Below are 21,835 nucleotides of genomic sequence, written 5' to 3'. Positions count from 1 at the left end.
CCGTCTACCGCCCGACCGCGTACCCCTGCATCCCGCGCGGGTTCGCCGCCGCCGACAGCACCCCCGTCTCCGGGTCCCGCGCCACCGCCGACAGCCGCCCCTCCGACCAGGCGTCGCCCACCGTCACCCGGTGCCCGCGCCGCCGCAGCTCCCCGATCACGTCCGTACCGATACGGGACTCGACCGTGACGCTGCCCGGCACCATGGCGCGCGGGAAGAACGAGCCGGGGAAGGAATCGTTGTGCCAGTTCGGCGCGTCGATGGCGCCCTGGAGGTCGAGGCCGCCGCGTACCGGCGCGCGCAGGGCGGCGGCGAGCAGGAAGTGCAGCTGCCACTGGTCCTGCTGGTCGCCGCCGGGCGTACCGAACGCCATCACCGCGACCCCGTCGCGCAAAGCCAGCGAGGGCGTGAGAGTGGTGCGCGGGCGGCGCCCCGGGGTGAGCGAGTTGGGCAGTCCCTCCTCCAGCCAGGCCATCTGAAGGCGCGTACCGAGCGGGAACCCGAGCGCCGGGACCACCGGGTTGGACTGGAGCCAGCCGCCGGAGGGCGTCGCCGAGACCATGTTGCCCCAGCGGTCCACGATGTCGATGTGGCAGGTGTCGCCGCGCGTGGCGCCGCTCCGGTCGACCTCGGGCGCGATGGCAGGGGCCGCGCCGGGACTGTCGGCCGTCGCCACCGTCGGCTCGCCCGCACCGGCGGCGCCCGGCGCCCCGGCGGCGTCCTCGCCCGCCGCGACAGCCAGGGCGTGCTTGCTCAGCCGCGGCATACGGCCGTCCGGGCTGCCGGGCCGCAGCTCGTACGAGGCGTGCTCGCCGATCAGCGCCCGCCGCGCCGCGTTGTAGTCATCGCTCAGCAGCGCCGCGACCGGCACCTCGGCCGCGTCGCCGTACCACGCCTCACGGTCGGCCATGGCGAGCTTGCACCCCTCGACCAGCAGGTGCACATACTCGGGACTCCCGTACTCGGGCAGTTCCGATGGCAGCAGAGCGAGCTGCTGGAGCAGGGCGGGCCCCTGCGACCAGGGCCCCGCCTTCGCCACCGTCCACCCGTTCCAGTCGTATGTCACCGGGTCCTCGTACGTCGCGGAGAAGGCCGCCAGGTCATCGCCCGTCAGCGTGCCCGCGTGCCGCTCGCCGGAGGTGTCCATGGCGGGACGGGCGGCGAACGCGGCCAGCGCCTCACCGATGAAACCCTCGCGCCAGATCCGCCGGGCGGCGTCGATCTGCGCCTCCCGGCCCGCCGCCGCGGCCTCGGACTCGCTGATCAGACGGCGCCAGGTGGCCGCCAGCGGCCGGTTCCCGAGCAGCCCGCCGGGCGCCACCGGCCGCCCGTCCGGCAGATAGATCTCGGCGGACGATATCCACTCCGTTTCGAACAGCTCCCGGACCGTCGCCACCGTTTGGCCCACCCGCTCGACCGCCGGGTGCCCGTGCTCCGCGTACCCGATGGCGTACTTCAGCACCTCCCCCAGCGTTCTGGTGCCGTAATCACGGAGCAGCAGCATCCATGCGTCGAACGCACCGGGGACAGCGGCGGCGAGCGGCCCGGTGCCGGGCACCAGCCCGAGCCCCAGCGAGGTGTAGTGCGCCACGCTCGCCCCGGCGGGCGCCGGCCCCTGCCCGCACAGCACCCGCACCGCCCCGTCCGCGGGCGCGATGATCACGGGCACCTCACCCGCCGGCCCGTTCAGATGCGGCTCGACGACATGCAGCACGAACCCGGCGGCCACCGCCGCGTCGAAGGCATTGCCACCGTCCTCCAGCACGCCCATCGCGGACTGCGAGGCCAGCCAGTGCGTGGTCGCGGCCATGCCGAAGGTTCCCTGAAGGGTGGGGCGGGTGGTGAACACGGGGCTCCTCACGTGCGTACGGGCGGTCGGGGGTCTTCTGTCCGCCCTCTCCCCCGTTGAAGCGCCGGCAATGCCGGTGAGCGGGCCGCGTCCTGGTCGCATCGGCCGGTCCGCCGGCCCGTCGCAAATCCGTTCGCCGCCCCGGCCACCCTCCGCATACGCTCGCACCATGACCGGTACGGCCCCCACCAGCCCCGCGCCCCACGACGCCGCGCGACGCCCCTTGGTGGCGATCCTCAGCGGCGCCGGCATCTCCACCGACTCCGGCATCCCGGACTACCGCGGCCCGAACGGGCTGTGGCGGCAGGACCCGGAGGCCGAGAAGCTGGTGACGTACGAGTACTACATGAACGATCCGGAGATCCGGCGCCGTTCCTGGCGGATGCGGCAGGACAGTCCCGCCCTGCGCGCCCGGCCGAACGCCGCCCATGAGGCGATCGCCCGGCTGGAGCGCTCGGGCGTGCCGGTCCGCGTCATCACGCAGAACGTCGACGGGCTGCACCAGCTCGCGGGCGTGCCCGACCGCAAGGTGCTCGAACTGCACGGCACGGCCCGCACCGTCCTCTGCACCGGCTGCGACGCCCGGTCGCCGATGTCCGAGGCCCTGGAGCGGGTGGCCGCGGGCGACCCCGACCCGGCGTGCACCGGCTGCGGCGGCATCCTGAAGTCGGCCACCGTCATGTTCGGCGAACGCCTCGACCCGGAGGTGCTCGGTACGGCCATGAGCGTCGCCAAGGCCGCCGATGTCTTCATCGCGGTGGGCACCAGCCTCCAGGTGCAGCCCGCCGCCTCGCTCGCGGGGCTGGCCGCCGAGCACGGCGCCCGGCTGATCATCGTCAACGCCGAGCCCACCCCGTACGACGCACTCGCCGCCGAGACGATCCGCACCCCCATCGGCACCGCCCTCCCGGAGCTGCTCGCCACGCTGGCCCCCTGACCGGCCCGCCCCCGAACCGCCCCCTTTGCCGGAAATGAAACCGGCGGCGCTACGGTTGACCCGGCTGCCGGCCACCGGGCCGCGCGCCGGGAACAGACAGCGGGAGGATGCGCCGTGCAGGGCAAGCACCACGGTGAGTACAAGGTGCCGGGCGGCAAGCTGGTGGTCGTCGATCTCGACGTGACGGGCGGGGCGCTGCGCGACGTCCATGTCGCGGGAGACTTCTTCCTGGAGCCGGACGAGGCGCTGGGCGCCATCGACGCGGCGCTGGAGGGCGCGCCGGCGGACACCGACGCGCGCGGACTGGCGGCCCGGATCGACGCGGCGCTGCCGCCCGGCGCGGTGCTGTTCGGCTTCACCTCGGAGGCCGTCGGTATCGCGGTGCGCCGCGCGGTCGCGCAGGCCACCGACTGGACGGACTTCGACTGGCAGATCATCCACGAGGCCCCCCAACCGCCCGCGCTGCACATGGCGTTGGACGAGGTGCTGACCGCCGAGGTGGCCGCCGGGCGGCGTCCGCCGACACTGCGGGTGTGGGAGTGGGACCGCCCGGCGGTCATCATCGGCAGCTTCCAGTCCCTCGCCAACGAGGTCGACCCGGAGGGCGCCGCGCGGCACGACGTGACGGTGGTGCGGCGGATCAGCGGTGGGGGCGCGATGTTCGTCGAGCCCGGCAACACCATCACCTACTCCCTGTGCGTCCCCGCCTCCCTCGTACAGGGACTGACCTTCGCCGAGAGCTACGCCTACCTGGACGACTGGGTGCTGACCGCCCTCGGCGACATGGGCATCAACGCCTGGTACAAGCCCCTCAACGACATCGCGACGGACGCCGGAAAGATCGCCGGCGCCGCGCAGAAGCGCATGGTGGCCGGTGACGGGGCCGTGCTGCACCACGTGACCATGTCGTACGACATCGACGCGGACAAGATGGTCGAGGTCCTGCGCATCGGCAAGGAAAAGCTGTCGGACAAGGGCACCCGCAGCGCGAAGAAGCGGGTGGACCCCCTGCGCCGCCAGACCGGACTGCCGCGCGCCGAGGTCATCGAGCGGATGATCGGTTCGTTCCGCGCGCGGTACGGCGGCAGCGACGGGGCGGTCACCCCGGAGGAGATGGAGCGCGCCCAGGAACTGGCGGGCGGCAAGTTCAGCTCGGCGGAGTGGACGGCGCGGGTGCCGTAGCAGGTAGCAGGGGGCGGCTGCCCTAATACGCGGTTCGCCCCCGTGCCCCCGTCAAGCAATGCCGGCCGTCGGAGCCCCACGCCGGCGATCTCGTCGTACTCCTTCTACAGGTGGCCCGGGCGTCCCGCTGGACCGTCAGAAAGCCGCCGATGCCGAACAGCCCGCTCCACGAGGCGCGGAAGCCGTAACAGCCCCTGTGCATCCCCGTCTTCGCCGATCCGGATGCGGGCGCCCGCTCGAACCACCGTACAGTTTCCGGTCATTGCGGCCCGCACAGCAAAGCGAGGAGTCCCGACGATGTCCCCCGAATCCCCAGCGGTGACGGAAGCGTTACCGAAGGCCGCGCGGCGCGGTCCGCTGCACAGTTACCGGGAGCTGAGACAGATGCCCGGGTTCTGGCGGATCGTCGCGGTCGGCATGGCGTCGAAGCTGCCGTCCAGCATGGTCGAGCTGAGCCTGCTGCTCCTGGTGAGCCGGACGTATTCGTACGGGACGGCGGGGCTGGCCGTGGCCTGCCTTGCGGTCGGCCAGTGCGTGACCGCCCCGCTGCGGGGCCGGCTCATCGACCGGCACTCACCCCGTACGGTGCTGCTCGGCTGTCTCGCGAGCTATACGGCGGCGACCGTGCTGGTGATCGTGACGGCGTCCGGGTCCGGGTCGGCCACCGCGGTCCTGGTGATGTCGGCTGCCCTCGGGGCCACCTCGCCGCCAATCGCCGTCCTGATGCGCACCGTCTGGCACAACGCCGCCGCACAGGGCATGTTCACCACCGCCATGGCCCTCGACTCGGCCATGATGGGCACCGCCCTGGTGACCGGCCCGGTACTGGCCAGTTGGCTCAGCCTCTCGTTCTCCGCCGTCGTCCCCCTGGTCGTCATCGCGGTGCTGACCGCCTTCGTCGTGTGCCTGCTGCTCGACACCGAGGTCCCGGCGCGGCCGGCCGGGCGGCGGCACTGGCTCGGGCCGCTCACCTCCGCGCCCCTGCGGCGCCTGCTGATCGCGGACGGCCTCTTCGTCCTGGCGGTGACCGCCACCGACGTACTGCTGCCGATCTACGCGAAGGAACACGACGCGGCGGTGTTCACCGGCGCCTACCTGAGCGCCCTGTCCATCGGCAGCGTGCTGGGCAGCCTCGTCCTGGGCACCATGCCCCGCTTCTTGGCCCGCGGCCCCAAACTCTCCGTCCTGCTCCTCGTCTTCGCGGCCGGAGGCGGCGCGCTCGCCCTGGGCGCCGGGCTCTCCCCGGTCGCCGTCCTCATCCTCAGCCCAGTGGCCGGCCTGGTCCTCGGTTCGGTTTTCGGCACGCTGCGTACGGTGGGCAGCGACCTCGCGAAGGAGGGCGAGGTCACCAAGACGATGTCCTGGCTCACCAGTCTCGATATGGCGGGCGGCGCGATCGGTGCGGCGGTCTTCGCCCACCTGGCCGCCGCCGAGGGGAGCCGGACGGCGCTGGCGTGGGTGCCTGCGGTGGTCCTGTTGAGTGCGCTGGCGGGCTGGACGGCACGGTCGCCTTCGGCCGAGCGGAACTGAGGCAGCCGCCGCAGCGCCGCCCTAAGCCGCCGTCCCCAGCCGGAACCGTTCCGCCACCTCGTCCGCGAGGTCGGTGGCCGGTCGGCCGCCGTCCATGGTGATGACCGTGTTCCCGTGGGCGGCCGCCTGGCGGCGGACCTCCGCGTCCCACAGTTCGTCCCGGGCCAGGCGCTGGGCCAGCGTGGCTTCCGGGATCCGGCTGCCCCAGCTGACCAGGGAGCGCACCGGGACGCTGCGCCGGGAGCGCAGTGCGGCCAGGCGGAATTCCGGGGTGGGGAGCAGGAAGACTGCCTGGTCGGGGCGGGTGAGCAGGGGCGCGATCTGGCTCGGCAGGTTGCCGAACCAGTCCACCAGGACGGGCCGGTCGGTGGGCATCGCGAGCAGGTCCTCGACCTCGAAGGCAAAGGTTTCGGCAACCACGCGCTGCGCGAACCCGCACGCCTCGTCGGGGTCGCGGCTGTCCCACAGGGAGCCGGGCGGCTCGTCGCGGGCCGCGTGGAAGTGCGGGTGCCGGCGTGGGGTGCAGCGCGGCAGCCAGGTGTGCTGGGCCAGGTCACCGCGGTAGATGACGGCGCCGTGGCGCCGCGCCAGGATTATCGCCAGGGTGCTCTTGCCCGCTCCGGTGCCGCCGGCGATCCACCGCACGTGGGAGAGCCGGCCGGCCGCAGCGGTCGCCGTACGGATGGTGGTACCAGGATGGGTCTCCAAGGGTGGGCGCCTCATACGTCCATGGTCCCCGTATCGGCCACCCGGCTCCAAGGCCGCCTCGTATGGGGAGCATCAGGAGTGGGCAAAGAGTTGGGAGAGGCGGGTGAGTCGGTGCGCGCCCCCGCGCGCCTTCGCGCGTCCTGTGCGCCCCCGCCGGAACCGTGCGCCGGTCAGCGCACCGGATCGTACGCCCCCAGATCGAGCCCCGGGTTCGCGCCCGTGGCCAGCAGCGCGGCCACCCGTCCCGCCCAGGGCCCGATGGTCAGCCCGGTCGGGCCGAGGCCGTCGGCGACGATCAGGCCGTCCAGGCCGGGGACCCGGCCGAGCAGCGGGCGGATGTCCGGGCCGACGGGGCGGAAGCCGACGCGCGTCTCCAGGTGGGTGGCGTCCGCCAGGCCGGGCGCGACCGCCAGGGCCTCGGTCAGCACCTCGGCCAGTCCCCCGGCCGTCACCCGGTGGTCGAAGCCGGTGCCGGACTCGCGCGTGGCGCCCGCCACGACCCGCGAGCCGTCGAACGGGACGAGGTAGTGCCCGGTGGCGCGGGGTATGACGACGGGCCAGCGCCCGGTGTCGGCGCCGGGCAGCGACAGGTGCGCGATCTGCCCGCGCTGCGGCGCGATCCGTACGGTGATCCCCACCGGCGCCAGCAGCTCCGGCGCCCAGGCCCCGGCCGCGACGACGACCGCGTCCGCTGTGATGCGCTCGCCGTCCACCTCGACGCCGGTGACGCGATCGCCCGTACGGACCAGTGCCGCGCGCCCGGAGCGCACGTCCGCGCCCCGCCACCGCGCCTGGCGCAGCAGCGCGTCGCGCAGCCGGCCGCCGTCGACGCGGGCGCCGGCGGCTATCCGTACGGCGCGCAGGCCGGGCGCGAGCGGCGGGAACAGCGAGCGGGCCGCGGACGCGTCGAGCAGATCCACCTCGCCGGTGTCCGCGGCGCCGCGCCGCCGTTCCAGCACGCGCTGCCGGATGCGGTGCAGGTCCGCGTCATCGGCGGCCAGGGCGAGCGCGCCGACGGTGCGGTGACCGAGGTTGCGCTCGCCCGCCCCGGACAGTTCGGCGACCAGGTCGGGGTAGTACCGCGCCCCTTCCGCGGCGGCGCGGAACCAGTCCGGGTCGTCGTTCTCGGAGGCCCAGGGGCAGACGATGCCCGCGCCGGCCGCGGTCGCCTCGCCGGGCTGGTCCCGGCCGGCCAGCACGACGTCCGCGCCCAGCCCGGCCGCGTGCCAGGCGGTGCTCGCGCCCACGATGCCCGCACCGATCACGGCTACGCGCATGCCCGTCTCCCCTCCCCCGCGCGGGTTCTCAGCCCGCGAACTCCGCGATGATCCGCTCGCCGTACGCGTCGATGGTGGCGTCCCGCGCATCGTGCATCGCGTACAGCGCGAACTGGTCGACGCCCAGCTCCCGCAGCCGGTGCAGCTTCTCCAGCTGGGCCGCGGGCGGCCCGAGCAGGCAGAAGCGGTCCACGATCTCGTCCGGCACGAACGCGGTGTCGGGGTTGCCGGAGCGGCCGTGGTGGGCGTAGTCGTAGCCCGCGCGCTCCTTGATGTACGAGGTGAGCGCCTCGGGCACCATGCCGGAGTGCTCGCCGTACCGCTTGACCAGGTCCGCGACGTGGTTGCCGACCATGCCGCCGAACCACCGGCACTGCTCGCGGGCGTGCGCGAGGTCGTCGCCCACGTAGGCGGGCGCGGCGACGCAGATCTTCACGTCGGACGGGTCGCGGCCGGCCGCCGTCGCGGCGTCGCGGACCGCCTTGACCATCCACTCCGTCAGGAACGGGTCCGCCAGCTGGAGGATGAAGCCGTCCGCCAGCTCCCCGGTCATCTTCAGGGCCTTCGGCCCGTACGCGGCCATCCACACCGGCAGCCGCCCGTCGCGCACCCACGGAATGCGCAGGGTGTGGCCGCCCACGTCCGCCTCCCGGCCCTCCGCGAGGTCGCGGATGACCCGGATCGACTCGCCGAGGCGGGCCAGCGTGTTGGGGGCGCGGCCCGCCACCCGCATCGCCGAGTCGCCGCGCCCGATGCCGCAGACGGTGCGGTTGCCGTACATGTCGTTGAGGGTGGCGAAGGTGGAGGCGGTCACCTCGGGGGTGCGGGTGGAGGGGTTGGTGACCATCGGGCCGACGATGAGGCGTTCGGTATGTTCCAGGATGCGGCTGTAGATGACGAACGGCTCCTGCCACAGGACGGAGGAGTCGAAGGTCCAGCCGTAGCGGAAGCCCTGCCGCTCGGCGCGGCGCATGGTGGTGACGACGTCGGATGCGGGCGGGTCGGTCTGCAGGACGACTCCGAAGTCCATCTCGGCCTCCTTCAGTTCAGGTACTGGCAGGTGCCGCGCGGGGTGTACTGGCCGTGGCCCGCGCGCCCGGTGTAGCGCCGCTCGTCGATCACGGTCTCGCCGCGCGAGAGGACGGTCTCCACGCGGCCGGTGACGGTGCGCCCCTCGTACGCGGAGTAGTCGACGTTCATGTGGTGGGTGGCGGCCGAGAGGACCTGCTCGGCGGCCGGGTCGTAGATGACGAGGTCGGCGTCCGAACCGGGCGCGATGGTCCCCTTCTTGGGGTAGAGGCCGAACATCCGGGCCGGTGTGGCGCAGGCGATCTCGATCCAGCGGCGGCGGCTGATGTGCCCGTCCACCACGCCCTGGTGGAGCAGGTCCATCCGGTGCTCGACGCCCGGCAGCCCGTTGGGGATCTTGGAGAAGTCGCCGCGGCCCAGCTCCTTCTGGCCCTTGAAGCAGAACGGGCAGTGGTCGGTGGAGACCACCTGGAGGTCGTTGGTGCGCAGCCCGCGCCACAGCGCCGCCTGGTGCTCGCGCGGCCGCAGCGGTGTGCTGCACACGTACTTGGCGCCCTCGAAGTCCGGCTCGGCCAGGTTGTCGGTGGACAGGAACAGATACTGCGGACAGGTCTCGCCGAAGACGTTCAGCCCCTTGTCGCGGGCCTGCGCCAGTTCGGCGACGGCTTCTTCGGCCGAGACGTGCACGACGTACAGCGGCGCGCCGGCGACCCGGGCGAGCTGGATCGTACGGTGGGTGGCCTCGGCCTCCAGCAGCTCCCTGCGCACCTCGCCGTGGTAGCGGGGGTCGGTGCGCCCTTCCGCCAGGGCCTGTTCGACCAGGACGTCGATCGCGATGCCGTTCTCGGCGTGCATCATGACCAGCCCGCCGTTGGCCGCCGAACGCTGCATGGCGCGCAGGATCTGGCCGTCGTCGCTGTAGAAGACGCCCGGGTAGGCGGTGAACAGCTTGAAGGAGGTGACGCCTTCCTCGACCAGCCGGTCCAGCTCCTTGAGCGCGTGCTCGTTCACATCGGAGAGGATCATGTGGAAGGCGTAGTCGACGGCGCACCGGGCGTCGGCCTTGGCGTGCCAGGTGTCCAGGCCCTCGCGCAGCGCCCGGCCGCGCGTCTGGACGGCGAAGTCGACGATGGTGGTCGTGCCGCCCCAGGCCGCTGCCCGGGTGCCGGTCTCGAAGGTGTCGGAGGAGGACGTCCCGCCGAACGGGAAGTCCATGTGGGTGTGGGCGTCCACGCCGCCCGGGATGACGTACTTGCCGGTGGCGTCGATGGTGCGGTCGGCGCCCTCGGCCCAGCTCTCGGCGGTGGCCGTGCCGTGCGCGGCGAGGGCGGCGATCCTGCCGTCCTCGACCAGGACATCGGCATGGATCTCATCGGCGGCGGTGACGACCAGACCGCCGCGGACGACTGTTCGGCTCATGCTTCCGGCTCTCCCTTCCACACACAGCACAGGTGCTCGGCGGCGCCGGAAGGGACACGGCCCGGCGTGGTCGGCCGGCCGGGCAGCGCGTCCCGGGTGACGCCGCGTCACGGCCGGTCTACACCCGTAGAACGCGGCCGTGCAGCTGACCGTAGAAGCATGTCACCCACCGTGGCAACACCATGACCGCGGTTCAGCGGGAACCGGTGGGGCGTGCCCGGCTGCCGTCCGTAAAACTTCATCGATTGCGCAATCCGGGAACCTTGGTACGGGCCGCCGCGTTGCCCCGGTGGGACAACCCGACACACCGGACCCGACCGCACACGCAACAGGAGACACAGCACCATGGGCGTCAGCCTCAGCAAGGGCCAGAACGTCGTCCTCAACCAGGACGGCACTCCCCTCGCGGACGTCACCGTCGGCCTGGGCTGGGACGCCCGGCCCACCGGCGGCGCGGACTTCGACCTGGACGCCTCGGCGGTCGTCTGCGGCCCCGACCAGCGCGTCCTGTCCGACGCGCACTTCGTCTTCTACAACAACCTCGCCAGCCCGGACGGCGCGGTCCGGCACACCGGCGACAACCTCACCGGCGAGGGCGACGGCGACGACGAGCAGATCCTGGTCGACCTCGACCGCCTCGGCGAGCAGACCGGTCAGGTCGTCTTCACCGTCTCCATCCACGACGCCGAGACGCGCGGGCAGAATTTCGGCCAGGTCGAGGACGCGTACATCCGCGTCGTGGACAACCTGACGGGCCGCGAGATGTGCCGCTACGAGCTGTCGTACGACGCCGCCGGCGAGACGGCGATGGTCTTCGGGGCGCTCTACCGGCGCGGCGGCGAGTGGAAGTTCCGCGCCATCGGCCAGGGTTACGCGTCCGGGCTGGCCGGTATCGCCACCGACTACGGCGTCAACGTCGGCTGATACCGGTACGCGAAAGGGCGCGCCCGGGAAGGGCGCGCCCTTGGGGCCCCGCCTACAGGTGCGAGGCGATGGCCGGCATCAGGTCCTGGAAGGTGCGGCCGGCCGCGGGCTCGCCGATGGCGGCCATCTCCCAGCCGCCGCCGGCCCGGCGCACCTTGGCCATGATCTGCGCGGTGTACTGGCCGCCGCCGGTGAGGGTGTAGCGGGCCAGCTCCTGGCCGGTGCTCTCGTCGACCAGGCGGCAGAACGCGTTCTGCACCTCGGCGAAGGTCTGCCCGGTGAAGGAGTTCACCGTGAAGACGATCTGGTCGATGTGGGCGGGCACCCGCTGGAGGTCGACGTAGATCACCTCGTCGTCGCCGCCCTGTCCCGCGCCGCCCACCAGGTTGTCCCCGGTGTGCCGCACGGAGCCGTCGTCGCTGATCAGGTGCTGGAAGAAGACGACGTCGACGGGCTCCTGACCGGCGAACAGCACGGCGGAGGCGTCCAGGTCGATCTCGCGGGCCATCAGCTTGGCGAGGAAGCCCTTGCGGGCGGCGGCCTGCCAGCCCAGGCCCATGCGGACCACGCTGAGTTCGCCCCCGCCGGACTTGCTCAGACTGATCTTCTGACCCTTGTCCAGGTTCACGGTCATGTGCTGTCACTCCTGCGTCGGGATGGCATGCCCCGGGCAGAGCGGCGGCCGCCGCCGGCCGGGAATCGCAAATCTACAGCACTGTAGAGGTAATGACGAAGCAAAGAAGCAGGGCCGCGGGGCGGAAACCGGACGGACGCCCGCCCGGCCGGACACCTGGCGGGCCCCGCCGGAATACTCACAGCGGGGCCCAGTCGTACGGTACCCAGCCCGGCGCGCGCACAACAGACCGCGTCGGCGGCTTTCACGGCATCAGGCCACCCGCTCCGCCGGCCCCTGCGCACGGCGCGCGTCCGGCTCCGCCGACCACTGCGCCAGCCGCCGCAGCGCCAGCGCCGAAGCGGACCCGGGCTCGGCGTGGTAGGTGACCAGCTGCTGGTCCGGATCGGCCGGCAGGGCGAGCGTCTCGTACGCCAGCGACAGGCTCCCCACCAGCGGGTGCGTCAGCCGCTTGCGGCCGAACCCCTTGTCCTGGACGTCGTGGGCCGCCCAGATCCGCCGGAAGTCCGCGCTCTTCGCGGACAGCTCGCCGACCAGCGCGCACAGCTTCGGGTCGTCCGGGAACCGGCCGACGTCGCCGCGCAGCTGGGCCACGACGTGCGCCGCCTTCCCCTCCCAGTCGGCGTACAGCTCGCGCGTCGCCGGAGCGAGGAAGAGCTGCCAGGCCATGTTGCGCTCCTCGGCGGGCATCGCGGCGAAGTCGCCGAGGAGCGCGCGGGCCAGCCGGTTCCAGCCGAGGATGTCCAGCCGCCGGCCGATCACGTACGCGGGGACACCGTCCATCGCGTCGATCAGGTCCTGCAAGGCCGGACGCATCCGCTGCGGCCGGGGCGCCGGGCGCTGCCGCCGGGAGACCGGCCTGACCAGGTGGTTCAGGTGGGAGCGCTCGGCCCGGGTCAGCCGCAGCACGTCCGAGATCGAGTCCAGCACGGCCGCGGAGACGTTCTGCCCCCGCCCCTGTTCGAGCCGTATGTAATACGCCACGCTGACCCCCGCCAGCTGCGCCAGTTCCTCCCGCCGCAGGCCGGGTACCCTGCGCCGCCCGCCATGAGGGGCGAGACCGACGTCCTCGGGCTGGAGCCTGGCGCGGCGGGAGCGGAGGAATTCGCTCAGTTCGGTGCGCTGGTCCATCCCTGAAGTATGACGGGCGCCGCCCGGCAAGCGGCGGCGAGGGCCGCCGGGCGCCCTCCGCGGTGCGGCCAGGGTGGTTCTCGCAGTAGTAGGACCGGCGAGCGTACGCTGAACAGGGCACTGGTTGCCCCGGGCATGCAAGCCCACCCTGGAGAGCATGAACCGCACCTCTGTACCCGCATACGCAGCACCCGCCCCGAAGGCTCCGCTGGAGCGCACCACCATCGAGCGCCGGGAGCTGGGCGCGCACGACATCCTCATCGACATCAAGTTCGCGGGCATCTGCCACTCCGACATCCACACCGTGCGGGCGGAGTGGGGCGACGGCGGGAACTTCCCCATCGTCCCCGGCCACGAGATCGCCGGCGTGGTCAGCGAGGTCGGCCCCGAGGTCACCCGGTACGCGGTCGGCGACCGGGTCGGCGTCGGCTGCTTCGTCGACTCCTGCCGCGAGTGCGAGAACTGCCGGGCCGGCCTCCAGCAGTACTGCACCGGCGAGCTGGGCCAGGTCGGCACGTACAACGCCATCGGCCGGGACGGCCTGGCCACCCAGGGCGGCTACTCCACCCACCTCGTCATCGACGAGAACTACGCCCTGCGCATCCCGGACAGCCTGCCGCTCGACGCCGCCGCGCCGCTGCTGTGCGCCGGCATCACCCTCTACTCGCCGCTGGCGCACTGGAAGGCCGGGCCCGGCAAGAAGGTCGCCGTCGTGGGCCTCGGCGGCCTCGGCCACATGGGCGTCAAGATCGCACACGCGATGGGCGCGGAGGTCACCGTACTGAGCCAGTCGCTGCGCAAGAAGGACGACGGCCTGCGGCTCGGCGCCGACCACTACTACGCCACGTCCGACCCGGCGACCTTCGAGGAGCTGGCGAGCAGCTTCGACCTGATCGTCAACACCGTCTCCGCGCAGCTCGACCTGAACGCCTACCTGGGCCTGCTGCGCACCGACGGCACCCTCGTCCAGCTCGGCGCGCCGGAGCATCCGCTGCCGGTCGCCCCGTTCGCCCTGATCGGCAACCGCCGCTCGCTGGCCGGTTCGCTGATCGGCGGCCTCCAGGAGACCCAGGACATGCTGGACTTCTGCGGTGAGCACGGGCTGACCTCGGAGATCGAGGTGATCTCCGCCGACCGGATCAACGAGGCGTACGAGCGGGTGCTCGCCAGCGACGTCCGCTACCGCTTCGTGATCGACACCGCGACGATCTGACGGCCGCACCGCCCGGCCCCGCGCCCCGGGTGCCGCCACACGGGCGACACCCGGGAGTGACGGTCGGTACCGGGACGATCACGGATCGCGTGCTACGGTCACCCCAGTTGCAGTTTTGGTACCCATGAACGTCATGTGCGCCTGACGGGATGTGTCCGTCGGGCGCCTTCTGTTTCTGCCGGTCACATCCGGATGGGCTCAATTGCGGCGACCCTGGAGACCGCGCTGTGCGGAATCCTCAACTGCCTCGATCGAAGGATAGGGACATGGCAACCGGCACCGTGAAGTGGTTCAACTCCGAAAAGGGCTTCGGCTTCATCGAGCAGGACGGCGGCGGCGCCGACGTCTTCGCGCACTACTCCAACATCCAGGCCCAGGGCTTCCGTGAGCTGCAGGAAGGCCAGAAGGTCACCTTCGATGTCACGCAGGGCCACAAGGGCCCGCAGGCGGAGAACATCGTCATCGCCTGAGCGTCCGCACCCGGCCGGCCGGGTGCGGACGGCGGAGCGGAACGGAACACGGCACGAGCCGGAACGCCCGAACGGGTGGCGTTCCGGCTCGTGGCGGTCCGGGGCCGGGACATGTCCGATGTCGCCGCCTATCCCACCGCCATCCCCCGCTCCGCCTCCCGCAGTGCCTCCGCGAGGATGCGCGCTCCGGTCTCCGCCTCCTCGACCGTCAGCGACAGCGGTGGCGCGATGCGCAGGACGGAACCCGACAGGCCGCCCTTGCCGATCAGCAGGCCGCGCTCGCGGGCGGCCTCCACGACGAGGCCCGCCGCCCGCGGCGACGGCTCGTCCGTGCCGGGCGCGACCAGTTCGACGCCGATCATCAGGCCGCGTCCGCGCACTTCCCGTACGGTTTCCAGCCCCGCGCAGGCCGCCCGCAGCCGCTCGATGAGCAGGCCGCCGACGCGCCGGGCGTTGCCCTGGAGGTCGTGGGCCAGGAGGTGATCGAGGTTGGCCAGGGCCGCCGCCATGGTGACCGGGCTGCCGCCGAAGGTGGAGATGGAGTGGGCGCCGAGGCAGTTCATCACCTCGGCGCGGGCGACGACGCCGCCGACGGACATGCCGTTGCCGATCCCCTTGGCGAAGGTGAGCAGGTCCGGCGGCCCGTTGCCGGCGTGCGCCTGCCAGCCCCAGAAGTGGTCGCCGGTCCGGCCCCAGCCGGTCTGCACCTCGTCCGCGATCCACAGGATGCCGTGCCGGTCGAGCACCTCGCGGAAGGCCGCGTACAGCCCGTCGGGCGGCGAGGTGAAGCCGCCGACGCCCTGCACCGGCTCGGCGATCAGCGCCGCGACGCCCGCCGTCTGGCCGAGCAGGTCCTCCAGGTCGGCGACGCAGGCGTCGATGTACGCGGCGTCGGACAGCCCCGCGTACGGGCCGCGGGTGCGCACACCTCCGTGTACGTACAGCGTCTGGAGCGGGGACAGGCCGGTCGGCGACCAGCCGGCGTTGCCCGTGACGCCGACGGCCGAGAAGGACCGGCCGTGGTAGCTGTTGCGCATCGCCAGGATCTGGTTGGAGCGCCGGTACACCGTCGCCAGCAGGAGCGCGGTGTCGTTGGCCTCCGTACCGGAGGTGGTGAAGAAGACCCGGGCGTCGGGGATGCCGGAGAGCGCGGCGATCCGCTCCGCCAGGTCCACCATCGGGCGGGACAGGTAGAGCGTCGAGGTGTGCAGGATGCGGCCGGCCTGCTCGGCGACCGCCTTGGCGACCTCGGGCAGCGCGTGGGCGGTCATGGTGGTGAGGATGCCGCCGAAGAAGTCCAGGTAGCGGTTGCCGTCCGCGTCCCATACATGGCGGCCCTCGCCGTGCGTCAGCTCGATGGGCCGCTCGTACAGCAGCGTGAGCCAGTCGGGCAGCACGGCGCGGTGCCGGGCGTGCAGGCCGGTGGCGCCCGGGCCGGCGTCCGGGGCCGTCACGGCCGGACCAGCCCCTCGTACGCGTCGGGCCGGCGGTCCCGGTAGAAGGCCCACTGCTGCCGCACCTCGTCGATGAGGCCGAAGTCCAGGTCGCGGACGACCAGCTCCTCCTTGGTGTCGCTGGCGACCTCGCCGACGAACTGCCCGCGCGGGTCGACGAAGTAGCTCGTCCCGTAGAAGTCGTTGTCGCCGTACTCCTCGACGCCGACGCGGTTGATCGCGGCGACGAAGTACTCGTTGGCGACCGCGGCGGCGGGCTGCTCCAGCTGCCACAGGTAGGCGGACAGGCCGCGGGAGGTGGCGGACGGGTTGTAGACGAGCTGGGCGCCGTTCAGGCCCAGCTGGCGCCAGCCCTCGGGGAAGTGGCGGTCGTAGCAGATGTAGACGCCGATCCGGCCCACGGCGGTCTCGAAGACCGGCCAGCCCAGGTTGCCCGGCTTGAAGTAGTACTTCTCCCAGAAGCCCTTGACCTGCGGGATGTGGTGCTTGCGGTAGGTGCCGAGCACGGTGCCGTCGGCGTCGATGACGGCCGCGGTGTTGTAGTAGAAGCCGGACTGCTCGACCTCGAAGACCGGCACCACGATCACCATGCCGGTCTCGCGGGCCAGTTCCTGCATCCGGCGGGTGGTGGGGCCGTCCGGTACCGGCTCGGCCCAGCGGTAGTGCTCCGGCTCCTGGACCTGGCAGAAGTACGGGGCGTTGAAGACCTCTTGGAAGCCGATCACCTGCGCGCCCTGCGCGGCCGCCGCCCTGGCGTGTTCCTCGTGCTTCGCGATCATCGATTCGGTGTCGCCGGTCCAGGACGCCTGAACCAGTGCGGCGCGTACGACGTTACGGACAACATCGGCCATGAGCTGCTCCTTCGTCGAGCCGTCGGCCAGCGGGCCATGCGGATCTACGCGTGTGGAGCGACCGTAGGCCCCGTGCAGCGGCGAGGCAAGACCATCTCCCGTACGGCGGTGGGCGGTACCGGAGGCGGCCGCAGGGGCGTGCGCCCGGCGCACGGTCAGAAGCTCGCGCCGCCCGCGCGCAGGGCGTGCGAGATGTCGCGGTGGCGGTACGGCGAGACGTCGGCGGCGGCTTCCAGGAGCAGGGGGACCAGCTCGCCCGGCGCGCTCGCGGTCGCCTCCACCGCCTCCTCGGGCGTACGGGCCCGGACGAGCGCCGCGAACAATTCGCGGGCCTCGGCCGGGCGGCCCGCGCCGAGCAGCGCCAGCGCCGTGTGCGCCACTTCCCCGACGGGCCGGGCGACGCTTTGGCGCAGCAGCCGCACGCTCTCGGCGGTACGGCCTGCGGCGGTCAGCGCGTCGGCGGCAGCGGCGAGCCGGGGCGGCGGCAGACAGGCCACCTCCCAGAGCAGCGTCGGCACTTCGGCCGCCAAGCCCGCACTCTCCAACTCGTCTATGAGGCGCGGCAGGTCGGAAGGATGCGCGTGGGCGGCGGCGCACAGCAGGGCGTGCGCCTCGCCGCCGCGCCCGGTGGCGCGGAGCCGGGCCAGGCGGGTGGCGTTGGTGGGGGCGGGAGGGGGTGGAGGTGGAGGGGCGGGGGTGACGGGCGTTCCGGAGGTGCGGGGAGCGCTGCCGGCGTCCGGCTCGCGCTCGTACGGACCGGCGGAACGGACGCTGCGGGGTGCCGCCGCGACGGGGCCGGTGCCGCCGCCCGGGAAGCGGCTGCTCACCGCCGCGCTCGCCAGTGCGTCGAGGCGCCCCTGAAGTTCGCGCGCCCGGGCGCCGGACCGTACGTGGTCGTCGCGGGCCCAGGCCAGTTCGTCCGCCAGCCGTGCCGCGTCGGGGCCGCCCGCCGCCGCCCGCAGGCCGGCCCGTAGCTCCCGTTCGCGCAGCGCCGCGTACTGCCGCTCGCGCAGCATCATGTCCAGCCGGTCCCCGAGGTGCGCGGCGGCGCCCGGCCGGGCGTCGTACGCCGCGACCGCCTCCTCGTGGAGCCGGCGCGCCCGCGGTCCTTCGGTGCGCACGGCGTACTCGCCGCGCCGACCGGCGAGGTCGTGCAGCAGCGACTCCACCACGTCCCAGGGCGGCACCTCCGTACCGTCCAGACAGGCCCGCATGCCCTCGGGGTCGCGGAGCGTGAAGACGGCGTACCACCCGGCCGTCTCGTCGAGCAGCCGCGTCAGCCCGCGCAGGAACCGCGCGAACTCCGCCACCGGCGCTTCGAGTTGGTTCGTTGTCACGTTCCCCTCTCCCCTCCCCCGCTCCCCGTGCGCCCGCCCGTTCCCACCTCACGCCCGACCCGCATGCGGCACCAGCCGGGTTTCGGCCTCGATTGCACCGGTCTACGCGCGGTTCGCCGGGGCCTCCGGGGCGGGCGGAGCAGCGGTCGCCCGCCGTTGCCAGGGGTGGGCCCTGTTCTGCGGACATGGCCGAGACACTTCGGTCACGCCGGGACGTCGCGCCGGACGACGCACGTCCTGACGCCGCGCGGCGACGGGACGGGCCTGGAGCCGGTCATCGGCCGGTGGAGCCCCGCCCCGGCCGCAGGACCGTCCGGGGGAGCCGGGGCGCGGACGGGCTTCGGGACGGCCGTGCGGGGCACCCGGTGTCGCATGACCGACAACGATGGAGCGTCCGGCCCCGGCGAGTCGTACGAGTCGTACTGGATGGCGACGACGCCCGGCACGTCCTATCCGCCGCTCGCCGAGGACGCCGAGGCCGATGTGACGGTGATCGGCGGCGGGATCGCCGGGCTGAGCACGGCCTGGGAACTGGCCAGGACCGGGCGCCGGGTCGTCGTGCTGGAGGCGGACCGGATCGCCGCCGGGGTCACCGGCTGCACGACCGCCAAGCTCTCGTCCCTGCACACCCTGGTCTACGACCGGCTGCGCCGTACCCGCGGCGCCGAGGGAGCCCGCCGGTACGCCGAGTCCCAGCAGGCCGCCGTCGAGCGCGTCGTCGGGATCGCGGACCTGCTGGGCGTCGACTGCGACCTCGAACGCGGTCCGGCGTTCACCTACGTACGGGACCCGGCGGGCGCCGGGCAGCTGCGCGCGGAGGCGGAGGCGGCGCGCGAGGCCGGGCTGCCGGCTTCCTTCGTGACCGAAACCGGGCTGCCGTTCCCCGTGGCCGGCGCGGTGCGGGTGGAGGACCAGGCCCAGTTCCACCCGCGTACGTATCTGCTCGCGCTGGCGGAGGATTTCCGCTCCCGCGGCGGCGTCATCCACGAGCGTACCCGCGCGACCGGCCTGCACGAGGGCTCGCCCTGCCGCGTGACGACCGAGTCGGGCGCCACCGTCACCTCGCGGGACGTCGTGGTCGCCACCCACTATCCGGTCTTCGACCGCGCCCTGCTGTTCACCCGGCTGTCGCCGCGCCGGGAGGTCGTGGTGGCCGCCCCCGTGGACGCGGACCGTGACCCCGGCGGGATGTTCATCACGGAGGAGGAGGGCAAGCGGTCGGTGCGCACCGCACCGTACGGCGACGGGCGCCGGCTGCTGATCGTCACGGGCGAGACCTTCAAGCCGGGCACGGCGGACGCCGGCGAGAAGTTCGCGCGGCTGACCGCCTGGATGCACCGGCACTTCCCCGGCACGGAGGTGGCGTACCGCTGGGCGACCCAGGACAACGACGCCACCGACACCGTTCCGCTGATCGGGCCGTTCCACCCGGCGGCCCGCCACACCTATGTCGCCACCGGGTTCGGCGGCTGGGGCCTGAGCGGCGGCGTGGCCGCCGGGCGCCTGCTGACCGGCCTGATCGCCGGGGACCCGCCGCCGTGGGCGGGCCTGTACGACCCCCGCCGGCTGTGGAGCGCCGTCCGCGAGGCGCCCGCCTTCCTCAAGCACCAGGCCGAGGTCGGCCGGCATTTCGTCGGCGACCGGCTGCGGACGGCGCACGCCGACTCGGTGGCGGAGATCGCGCCCGGCTTCGGCGCGATCGTCCGGGTGCGCGGCAGGCGCTGCGCGGTCCACCGGGACGAGGACGGGACCACCCTGGCGGTGTCGGCGCGCTGCACCCACCTGGGCTGCCTGGTCGCGTTCAACGCGACGGAGAAGGCGTGGGAGTGCCCGTGCCACGGCTCCCGCTTCGCGCCGGACGGCTCGGTGCTCCAGGGCCCGGCCACGGAGCCGCTGGAGCGGCGGGAGGTGGAGTAGCGGCTCCGGGCCCGGCCCGGGCCATTCGGCCCGATGTGGGGTGGTCCGGTGTGAGTGGTCCAGACCGTTGGTGATTACATTGGCTTCTTGCGGAACCGGGCGACCGTTCCCGTGGGGGGTTCACCGCCGGGTCCGTACGCCGTGCCATCCGGCGGCAGCGGCGCCGCCCGAGAGAAGGGACCTCTTCCTTGACCACGCCCCGCCTCGTCCCGCTCTCCCCGGCCACCTGGGCGTGGACGCACGACAGCACCGCCTGGGGTTACAGCAACTGCGGTCTGGTCGCGTCCGACGGCGAAGCGCTCCTGATGGACACTCAGTTCACCCTGGAAGCCACCCGGGAGCTGCTGGCCGCAGTCGCCGGCGCCGTACCGGACGCGACGATCACCACCGTGGTCAACAGCCACCAGAACGGCGACCACACGTGGGGCAACGAGCTGGTCGGTGGCGCGGAGATCATCACGTCCGAGGCGTCCGCCGCACACCGGTGCCAGGAGATGTCGCCGCAAACGCTGTCGGCCCTGAGCCGCGGCGAGCCGGCCACCGCGGTCGCGGCCTACGCCGTCGAGCACTTCGGCGGTTTCGACTTCGGCGGCATCACCCTCACCGGACCGACCCGGACCTTCACCGGCAGCCTGGAGCTGACCGTCGGCCGTACGGCGGTGCGCCTGCTGGACCTCGGCGCCGGGCACAGCGCGGGCGATGTCGCGCTGCACGTGCCCGAGGACGGCGTGGTGTTCACCGGCGACGCCCTGTTCCGCGGCGGCCACATGATCGTCTGGTCGGGCTCGCTCTCCTCGTGCGTCACGGCCTGCGACACCCTGCTGGCCACCGGCGCCACGACCTTCGTACCGGGCCACGGGGAGCTGACCGACCGGGCGGGGCTGACGCACTTCCGCGACGAGCTGTCCCGGATCTTCGAGACGGCCACCGCGTACGCCCGCGAGGGCAGGGCGCTGGACGAGGCGGCCCGCCTGGTCAAGGCCGCGCACGCGGGCGGCCTGGCACATCCGGAGCGGCTGTTCACCGCGGTCGCGGCGGCCTACCAGGAGGCGGGCGTGCCGGACGTACCGTCCACCACGTTCGAGCTGGTCGAGGGCATGGCCCGGCTGGCGGCCGCCGGGTAGCCGGACGCGGCGGGGTCCGTGGCCACCGGGTAGTCGGACGGCACCACCAGCATGAGCCGCTGCGTACGGTCGCTGAGCGGCGCGAAGCAGCGGAAGGTGACCTCGAACTCCTCGTCGCCGTGGCCGGGCAGGTACAGCCAGCGCCGGTCGCCGTCCGGGTGGGTGACCGTCGTCAGATCGTCGGTGAGCAGCCGGGCGGCGACCCGGTCGCGCTCCTTGATCTCCGCGACGACCTCCGTCAGCCTGCGGTTCTCCGGCTGTTCGGCGGCGGCCAGGCGCAGCTGGGACGCCATCGGCTTGGCCCAGTCCTCCTCCCAGTTGATCAGCTGGAGGCGGGCCTCCGGGTACGTCAGCGCCCAGATCATGACGTTGATGCCGTGCTTCATCCACGGCCAGTCCTTCTCGCAGGCCGCGTTGTACAGGAGCACGTCCCACGCCGAGTCGGACAGGTACGCGGGCCAGGGCTGCACCTGGATGAGCGCGGACGTCGACGGGTCGACCGCGCCGGTGGGGCGGTAGAGCGGCGGCGGCACCTGGCCCCGCGCGTACACGAAGAGGGTGTGCCGCTGTGCCTCGTCGAGGTCGAGGATGCGCACGATGCGCTCCAGCCACTCGGTCTTCGGCCGCTCGATCCGGCCGGACTCCAGCCTGCGGTACCAGCCCTCGGTGACGCCGGTGAGCACCGCCATCTCGGCCTGGGTGATACCGAGCCGGTCCCGGTGGCCGAATTTCGCGGTGAAACCCGGCACCTGGTTGGGGTCCCGCGGGCCGCGCCAGTCGCGCAGGAAGTCGCCGAGGCGCTGCTTACGGGACATTCGACACAAAACTCCTTCCGGTTCGGTAAAAGGA

At 73.0% G+C, this 21,835-nt stretch carries 19 protein-coding genes; 8 read left to right on the top strand and 11 right to left on the bottom strand.

Annotated features, from left to right (window positions below):
* Positions 1-4: 4 nt before the first annotated feature.
* Complete coding sequence (locus ADK86_RS13630) at positions 5-1,849, bottom strand: gamma-glutamyltransferase family protein (protein ID WP_053696826.1); 1,845 nt, start codon at positions 1,847-1,849, stop codon at positions 5-7.
* A 169-nt stretch (positions 1,850-2,018) separates the two neighbouring features.
* Between ADK86_RS13630 and ADK86_RS13625 the strand changes: the two genes are divergently transcribed.
* The 3 genes from ADK86_RS13625 (at position 2,019) to ADK86_RS13615 (ending at position 5,498) form a co-directional block, all read left to right on the top strand.
* The gene (locus ADK86_RS13625) at positions 2,019-2,786 is read left to right on the top strand and encodes an SIR2 family NAD-dependent protein deacylase (protein WP_053696825.1); all 768 of its coding nucleotides are present in this window, start codon (positions 2,019-2,021) and stop codon (positions 2,784-2,786) included.
* Positions 2,787-2,900: 114 nt separating this feature from the next.
* The gene (locus ADK86_RS13620; protein WP_053696824.1) at positions 2,901-3,968 is read left to right on the top strand and encodes a lipoate--protein ligase family protein; all 1,068 of its coding nucleotides are present in this window, start codon (positions 2,901-2,903) and stop codon (positions 3,966-3,968) included.
* Positions 3,969-4,265: 297 nt separating this feature from the next.
* Positions 4,266-5,498 (top strand): MFS transporter, encoded by a 1,233-nt coding sequence (locus tag ADK86_RS13615; RefSeq protein WP_234345841.1) that lies wholly within the window; start codon positions 4,266-4,268, stop codon positions 5,496-5,498.
* A 21-nt stretch (positions 5,499-5,519) separates the two neighbouring features.
* Here ADK86_RS13615 and ADK86_RS13610 read toward each other — a convergent pair whose 3' ends face one another.
* The 4 genes from ADK86_RS13610 to hydA form a co-directional block, all read right to left on the bottom strand.
* Positions 5,520-6,221, bottom strand: coding sequence for a hypothetical protein (locus tag ADK86_RS13610; protein WP_159393853.1), 702 nt, complete (start codon positions 6,219-6,221; stop codon positions 5,520-5,522).
* Between the two features lie 155 nt (positions 6,222-6,376).
* A complete protein-coding gene (locus ADK86_RS13605) occupies positions 6,377-7,483 on the bottom strand; it encodes an NAD(P)/FAD-dependent oxidoreductase (RefSeq protein WP_053696822.1) in 1,107 nt (368 codons plus the stop codon).
* 28 nt (positions 7,484-7,511) lie between these two features.
* Positions 7,512-8,513 (bottom strand): TIGR03842 family LLM class F420-dependent oxidoreductase, encoded by a 1,002-nt coding sequence (locus tag ADK86_RS13600; RefSeq protein ID WP_053696821.1) that lies wholly within the window; start codon positions 8,511-8,513, stop codon positions 7,512-7,514.
* 11 nt (positions 8,514-8,524) lie between these two features.
* Positions 8,525-9,931 (bottom strand): dihydropyrimidinase, encoded by a 1,407-nt coding sequence (hydA, locus tag ADK86_RS13595; protein WP_030642380.1) that lies wholly within the window; start codon positions 9,929-9,931, stop codon positions 8,525-8,527.
* Positions 9,932-10,276: 345 nt separating this feature from the next.
* Here hydA and ADK86_RS13590 point away from each other — a divergent pair, with 345 nt between their 5' ends.
* The gene (locus tag ADK86_RS13590) at positions 10,277-10,855 is read left to right on the top strand and encodes a TerD family protein (RefSeq protein WP_030660037.1); all 579 of its coding nucleotides are present in this window, start codon (positions 10,277-10,279) and stop codon (positions 10,853-10,855) included.
* Between the two features lie 52 nt (positions 10,856-10,907).
* Here the strand turns inward: ADK86_RS13590 and ADK86_RS13585 are convergent, their stop codons facing one another.
* Positions 10,908-11,489, bottom strand: coding sequence for a TerD family protein (locus ADK86_RS13585; protein WP_003981983.1), 582 nt, complete (start codon positions 11,487-11,489; stop codon positions 10,908-10,910).
* A gap of 252 nt (positions 11,490-11,741) precedes the next feature.
* A complete protein-coding gene (locus ADK86_RS13580; RefSeq protein WP_053696820.1) occupies positions 11,742-12,620 on the bottom strand; it encodes a helix-turn-helix domain-containing protein in 879 nt (292 codons plus the stop codon).
* Positions 12,621-12,777: 157 nt separating this feature from the next.
* Here ADK86_RS13580 and ADK86_RS13575 point away from each other — a divergent pair, with 157 nt between their 5' ends.
* Both ADK86_RS13575 and ADK86_RS13570 read left to right on the top strand, forming a co-directional pair.
* Positions 12,778-13,833, top strand: a complete 1,056-nt coding sequence (locus tag ADK86_RS13575; RefSeq protein WP_053696819.1) for an NAD(P)-dependent alcohol dehydrogenase — start codon at positions 12,778-12,780, stop codon at positions 13,831-13,833.
* 266 nt (positions 13,834-14,099) lie between these two features.
* Positions 14,100-14,303 (top strand): cold-shock protein, encoded by a 204-nt coding sequence (locus tag ADK86_RS13570; RefSeq protein WP_030592723.1) that lies wholly within the window; start codon positions 14,100-14,102, stop codon positions 14,301-14,303.
* Between the two features lie 128 nt (positions 14,304-14,431).
* On the opposite strand, the gene ADK86_RS13565 is transcribed toward ADK86_RS13570, so the two are convergent.
* The 3 genes from ADK86_RS13565 to ADK86_RS13555 all read right to left on the bottom strand — a co-directional run bounded on the left by ADK86_RS13565 (position 14,432) and on the right by ADK86_RS13555 (position 17,945).
* Positions 14,432-15,757 (bottom strand): aspartate aminotransferase family protein, encoded by a 1,326-nt coding sequence (locus ADK86_RS13565; RefSeq protein ID WP_053696818.1) that lies wholly within the window; start codon positions 15,755-15,757, stop codon positions 14,432-14,434.
* Positions 15,754-16,608 (bottom strand): nitrilase-related carbon-nitrogen hydrolase, encoded by an 855-nt coding sequence (locus ADK86_RS13560; RefSeq protein ID WP_003981988.1) that lies wholly within the window; start codon positions 16,606-16,608, stop codon positions 15,754-15,756. Before ADK86_RS13560 ends, ADK86_RS13565 begins: the two co-directional genes overlap by 4 nt.
* Before the next feature lie 155 nt (positions 16,609-16,763).
* On the bottom strand, positions 16,764-17,945 hold the full coding sequence (locus ADK86_RS13555) for a hypothetical protein (RefSeq protein WP_199834398.1): 1,182 nt from the start codon (positions 17,943-17,945) through the stop codon (positions 16,764-16,766).
* Between the two features lie 372 nt (positions 17,946-18,317).
* Between ADK86_RS13555 and ADK86_RS13550 the strand changes: the two genes are divergently transcribed.
* Positions 18,318-19,862 (top strand): FAD-dependent oxidoreductase, encoded by a 1,545-nt coding sequence (locus tag ADK86_RS13550; RefSeq protein ID WP_053696816.1) that lies wholly within the window; start codon positions 18,318-18,320, stop codon positions 19,860-19,862.
* Positions 19,863-20,050: 188 nt separating this feature from the next.
* Positions 20,051-20,986 (top strand): MBL fold metallo-hydrolase, encoded by a 936-nt coding sequence (locus ADK86_RS13545; RefSeq protein ID WP_053696815.1) that lies wholly within the window; start codon positions 20,051-20,053, stop codon positions 20,984-20,986.
* Here the strand turns inward: ADK86_RS13545 and ADK86_RS13540 are convergent.
* On the bottom strand, positions 20,902-21,801 hold the full coding sequence (locus ADK86_RS13540; protein ID WP_053696814.1) for a helix-turn-helix domain-containing protein: 900 nt from the start codon (positions 21,799-21,801) through the stop codon (positions 20,902-20,904). The genes ADK86_RS13545 and ADK86_RS13540 overlap by 85 nt on opposite strands.
* Positions 21,802-21,835 lie beyond the last annotated feature (34 nt).

The organism is Streptomyces sp. NRRL F-5755, assembly GCF_001279365.1.
GTDB classification, from domain to species: Bacteria; Actinomycetota; Actinomycetes; order Streptomycetales; family Streptomycetaceae; genus Streptomyces; species Streptomyces rimosus.
The sequence above is the reverse complement of the archived record's forward strand: the minus strand, read 5'-3'. Positions and strand labels throughout refer to the sequence as shown.

Bases quoted from the DNA above. Each gene is read 5' to 3' on its own strand.
- ADK86_RS13625 (WP_053696825.1), top strand. From the start codon at position 2,019: ATGACCGGTACGGCCCCCACCAGCCCCGCGCCCCACGACGCCGCGCGA.
- ADK86_RS13615 (WP_234345841.1), top strand. From the start codon at position 4,266: ATGTCCCCCGAATCCCCAGCGGTGACGGAAGCGTTACCGAAGGCCGCG.
- ADK86_RS13610 (WP_159393853.1), bottom strand. From the start codon at position 6,221: ATGAGGCGCCCACCCTTGGAGACCCATCCTGGTACCACCATCCGTACG.
- ADK86_RS13605 (WP_053696822.1), bottom strand. From the start codon at position 7,483: ATGCGCGTAGCCGTGATCGGTGCGGGCATCGTGGGCGCGAGCACCGCC.
- ADK86_RS13600 (WP_053696821.1), bottom strand. From the start codon at position 8,513: ATGGACTTCGGAGTCGTCCTGCAGACCGACCCGCCCGCATCCGACGTC.
- hydA (WP_030642380.1), bottom strand. From the start codon at position 9,931: ATGAGCCGAACAGTCGTCCGCGGCGGTCTGGTCGTCACCGCCGCCGAT.
- ADK86_RS13590 (WP_030660037.1), top strand. From the start codon at position 10,277: ATGGGCGTCAGCCTCAGCAAGGGCCAGAACGTCGTCCTCAACCAGGAC.
- ADK86_RS13585 (WP_003981983.1), bottom strand. From the start codon at position 11,489: ATGACCGTGAACCTGGACAAGGGTCAGAAGATCAGTCTGAGCAAGTCC.
- ADK86_RS13580 (WP_053696820.1), bottom strand. From the start codon at position 12,620: ATGGACCAGCGCACCGAACTGAGCGAATTCCTCCGCTCCCGCCGCGCC.
- ADK86_RS13575 (WP_053696819.1), top strand. From the start codon at position 12,778: ATGAACCGCACCTCTGTACCCGCATACGCAGCACCCGCCCCGAAGGCT.
- ADK86_RS13570 (WP_030592723.1), top strand. From the start codon at position 14,100: ATGGCAACCGGCACCGTGAAGTGGTTCAACTCCGAAAAGGGCTTCGGC.
- ADK86_RS13560 (WP_003981988.1), bottom strand. From the start codon at position 16,608: ATGGCCGATGTTGTCCGTAACGTCGTACGCGCCGCACTGGTTCAGGCG.
- ADK86_RS13550 (WP_053696816.1), top strand. From the start codon at position 18,318: ATGACCGACAACGATGGAGCGTCCGGCCCCGGCGAGTCGTACGAGTCG.
- ADK86_RS13540 (WP_053696814.1), bottom strand. From the start codon at position 21,801: ATGTCCCGTAAGCAGCGCCTCGGCGACTTCCTGCGCGACTGGCGCGGC.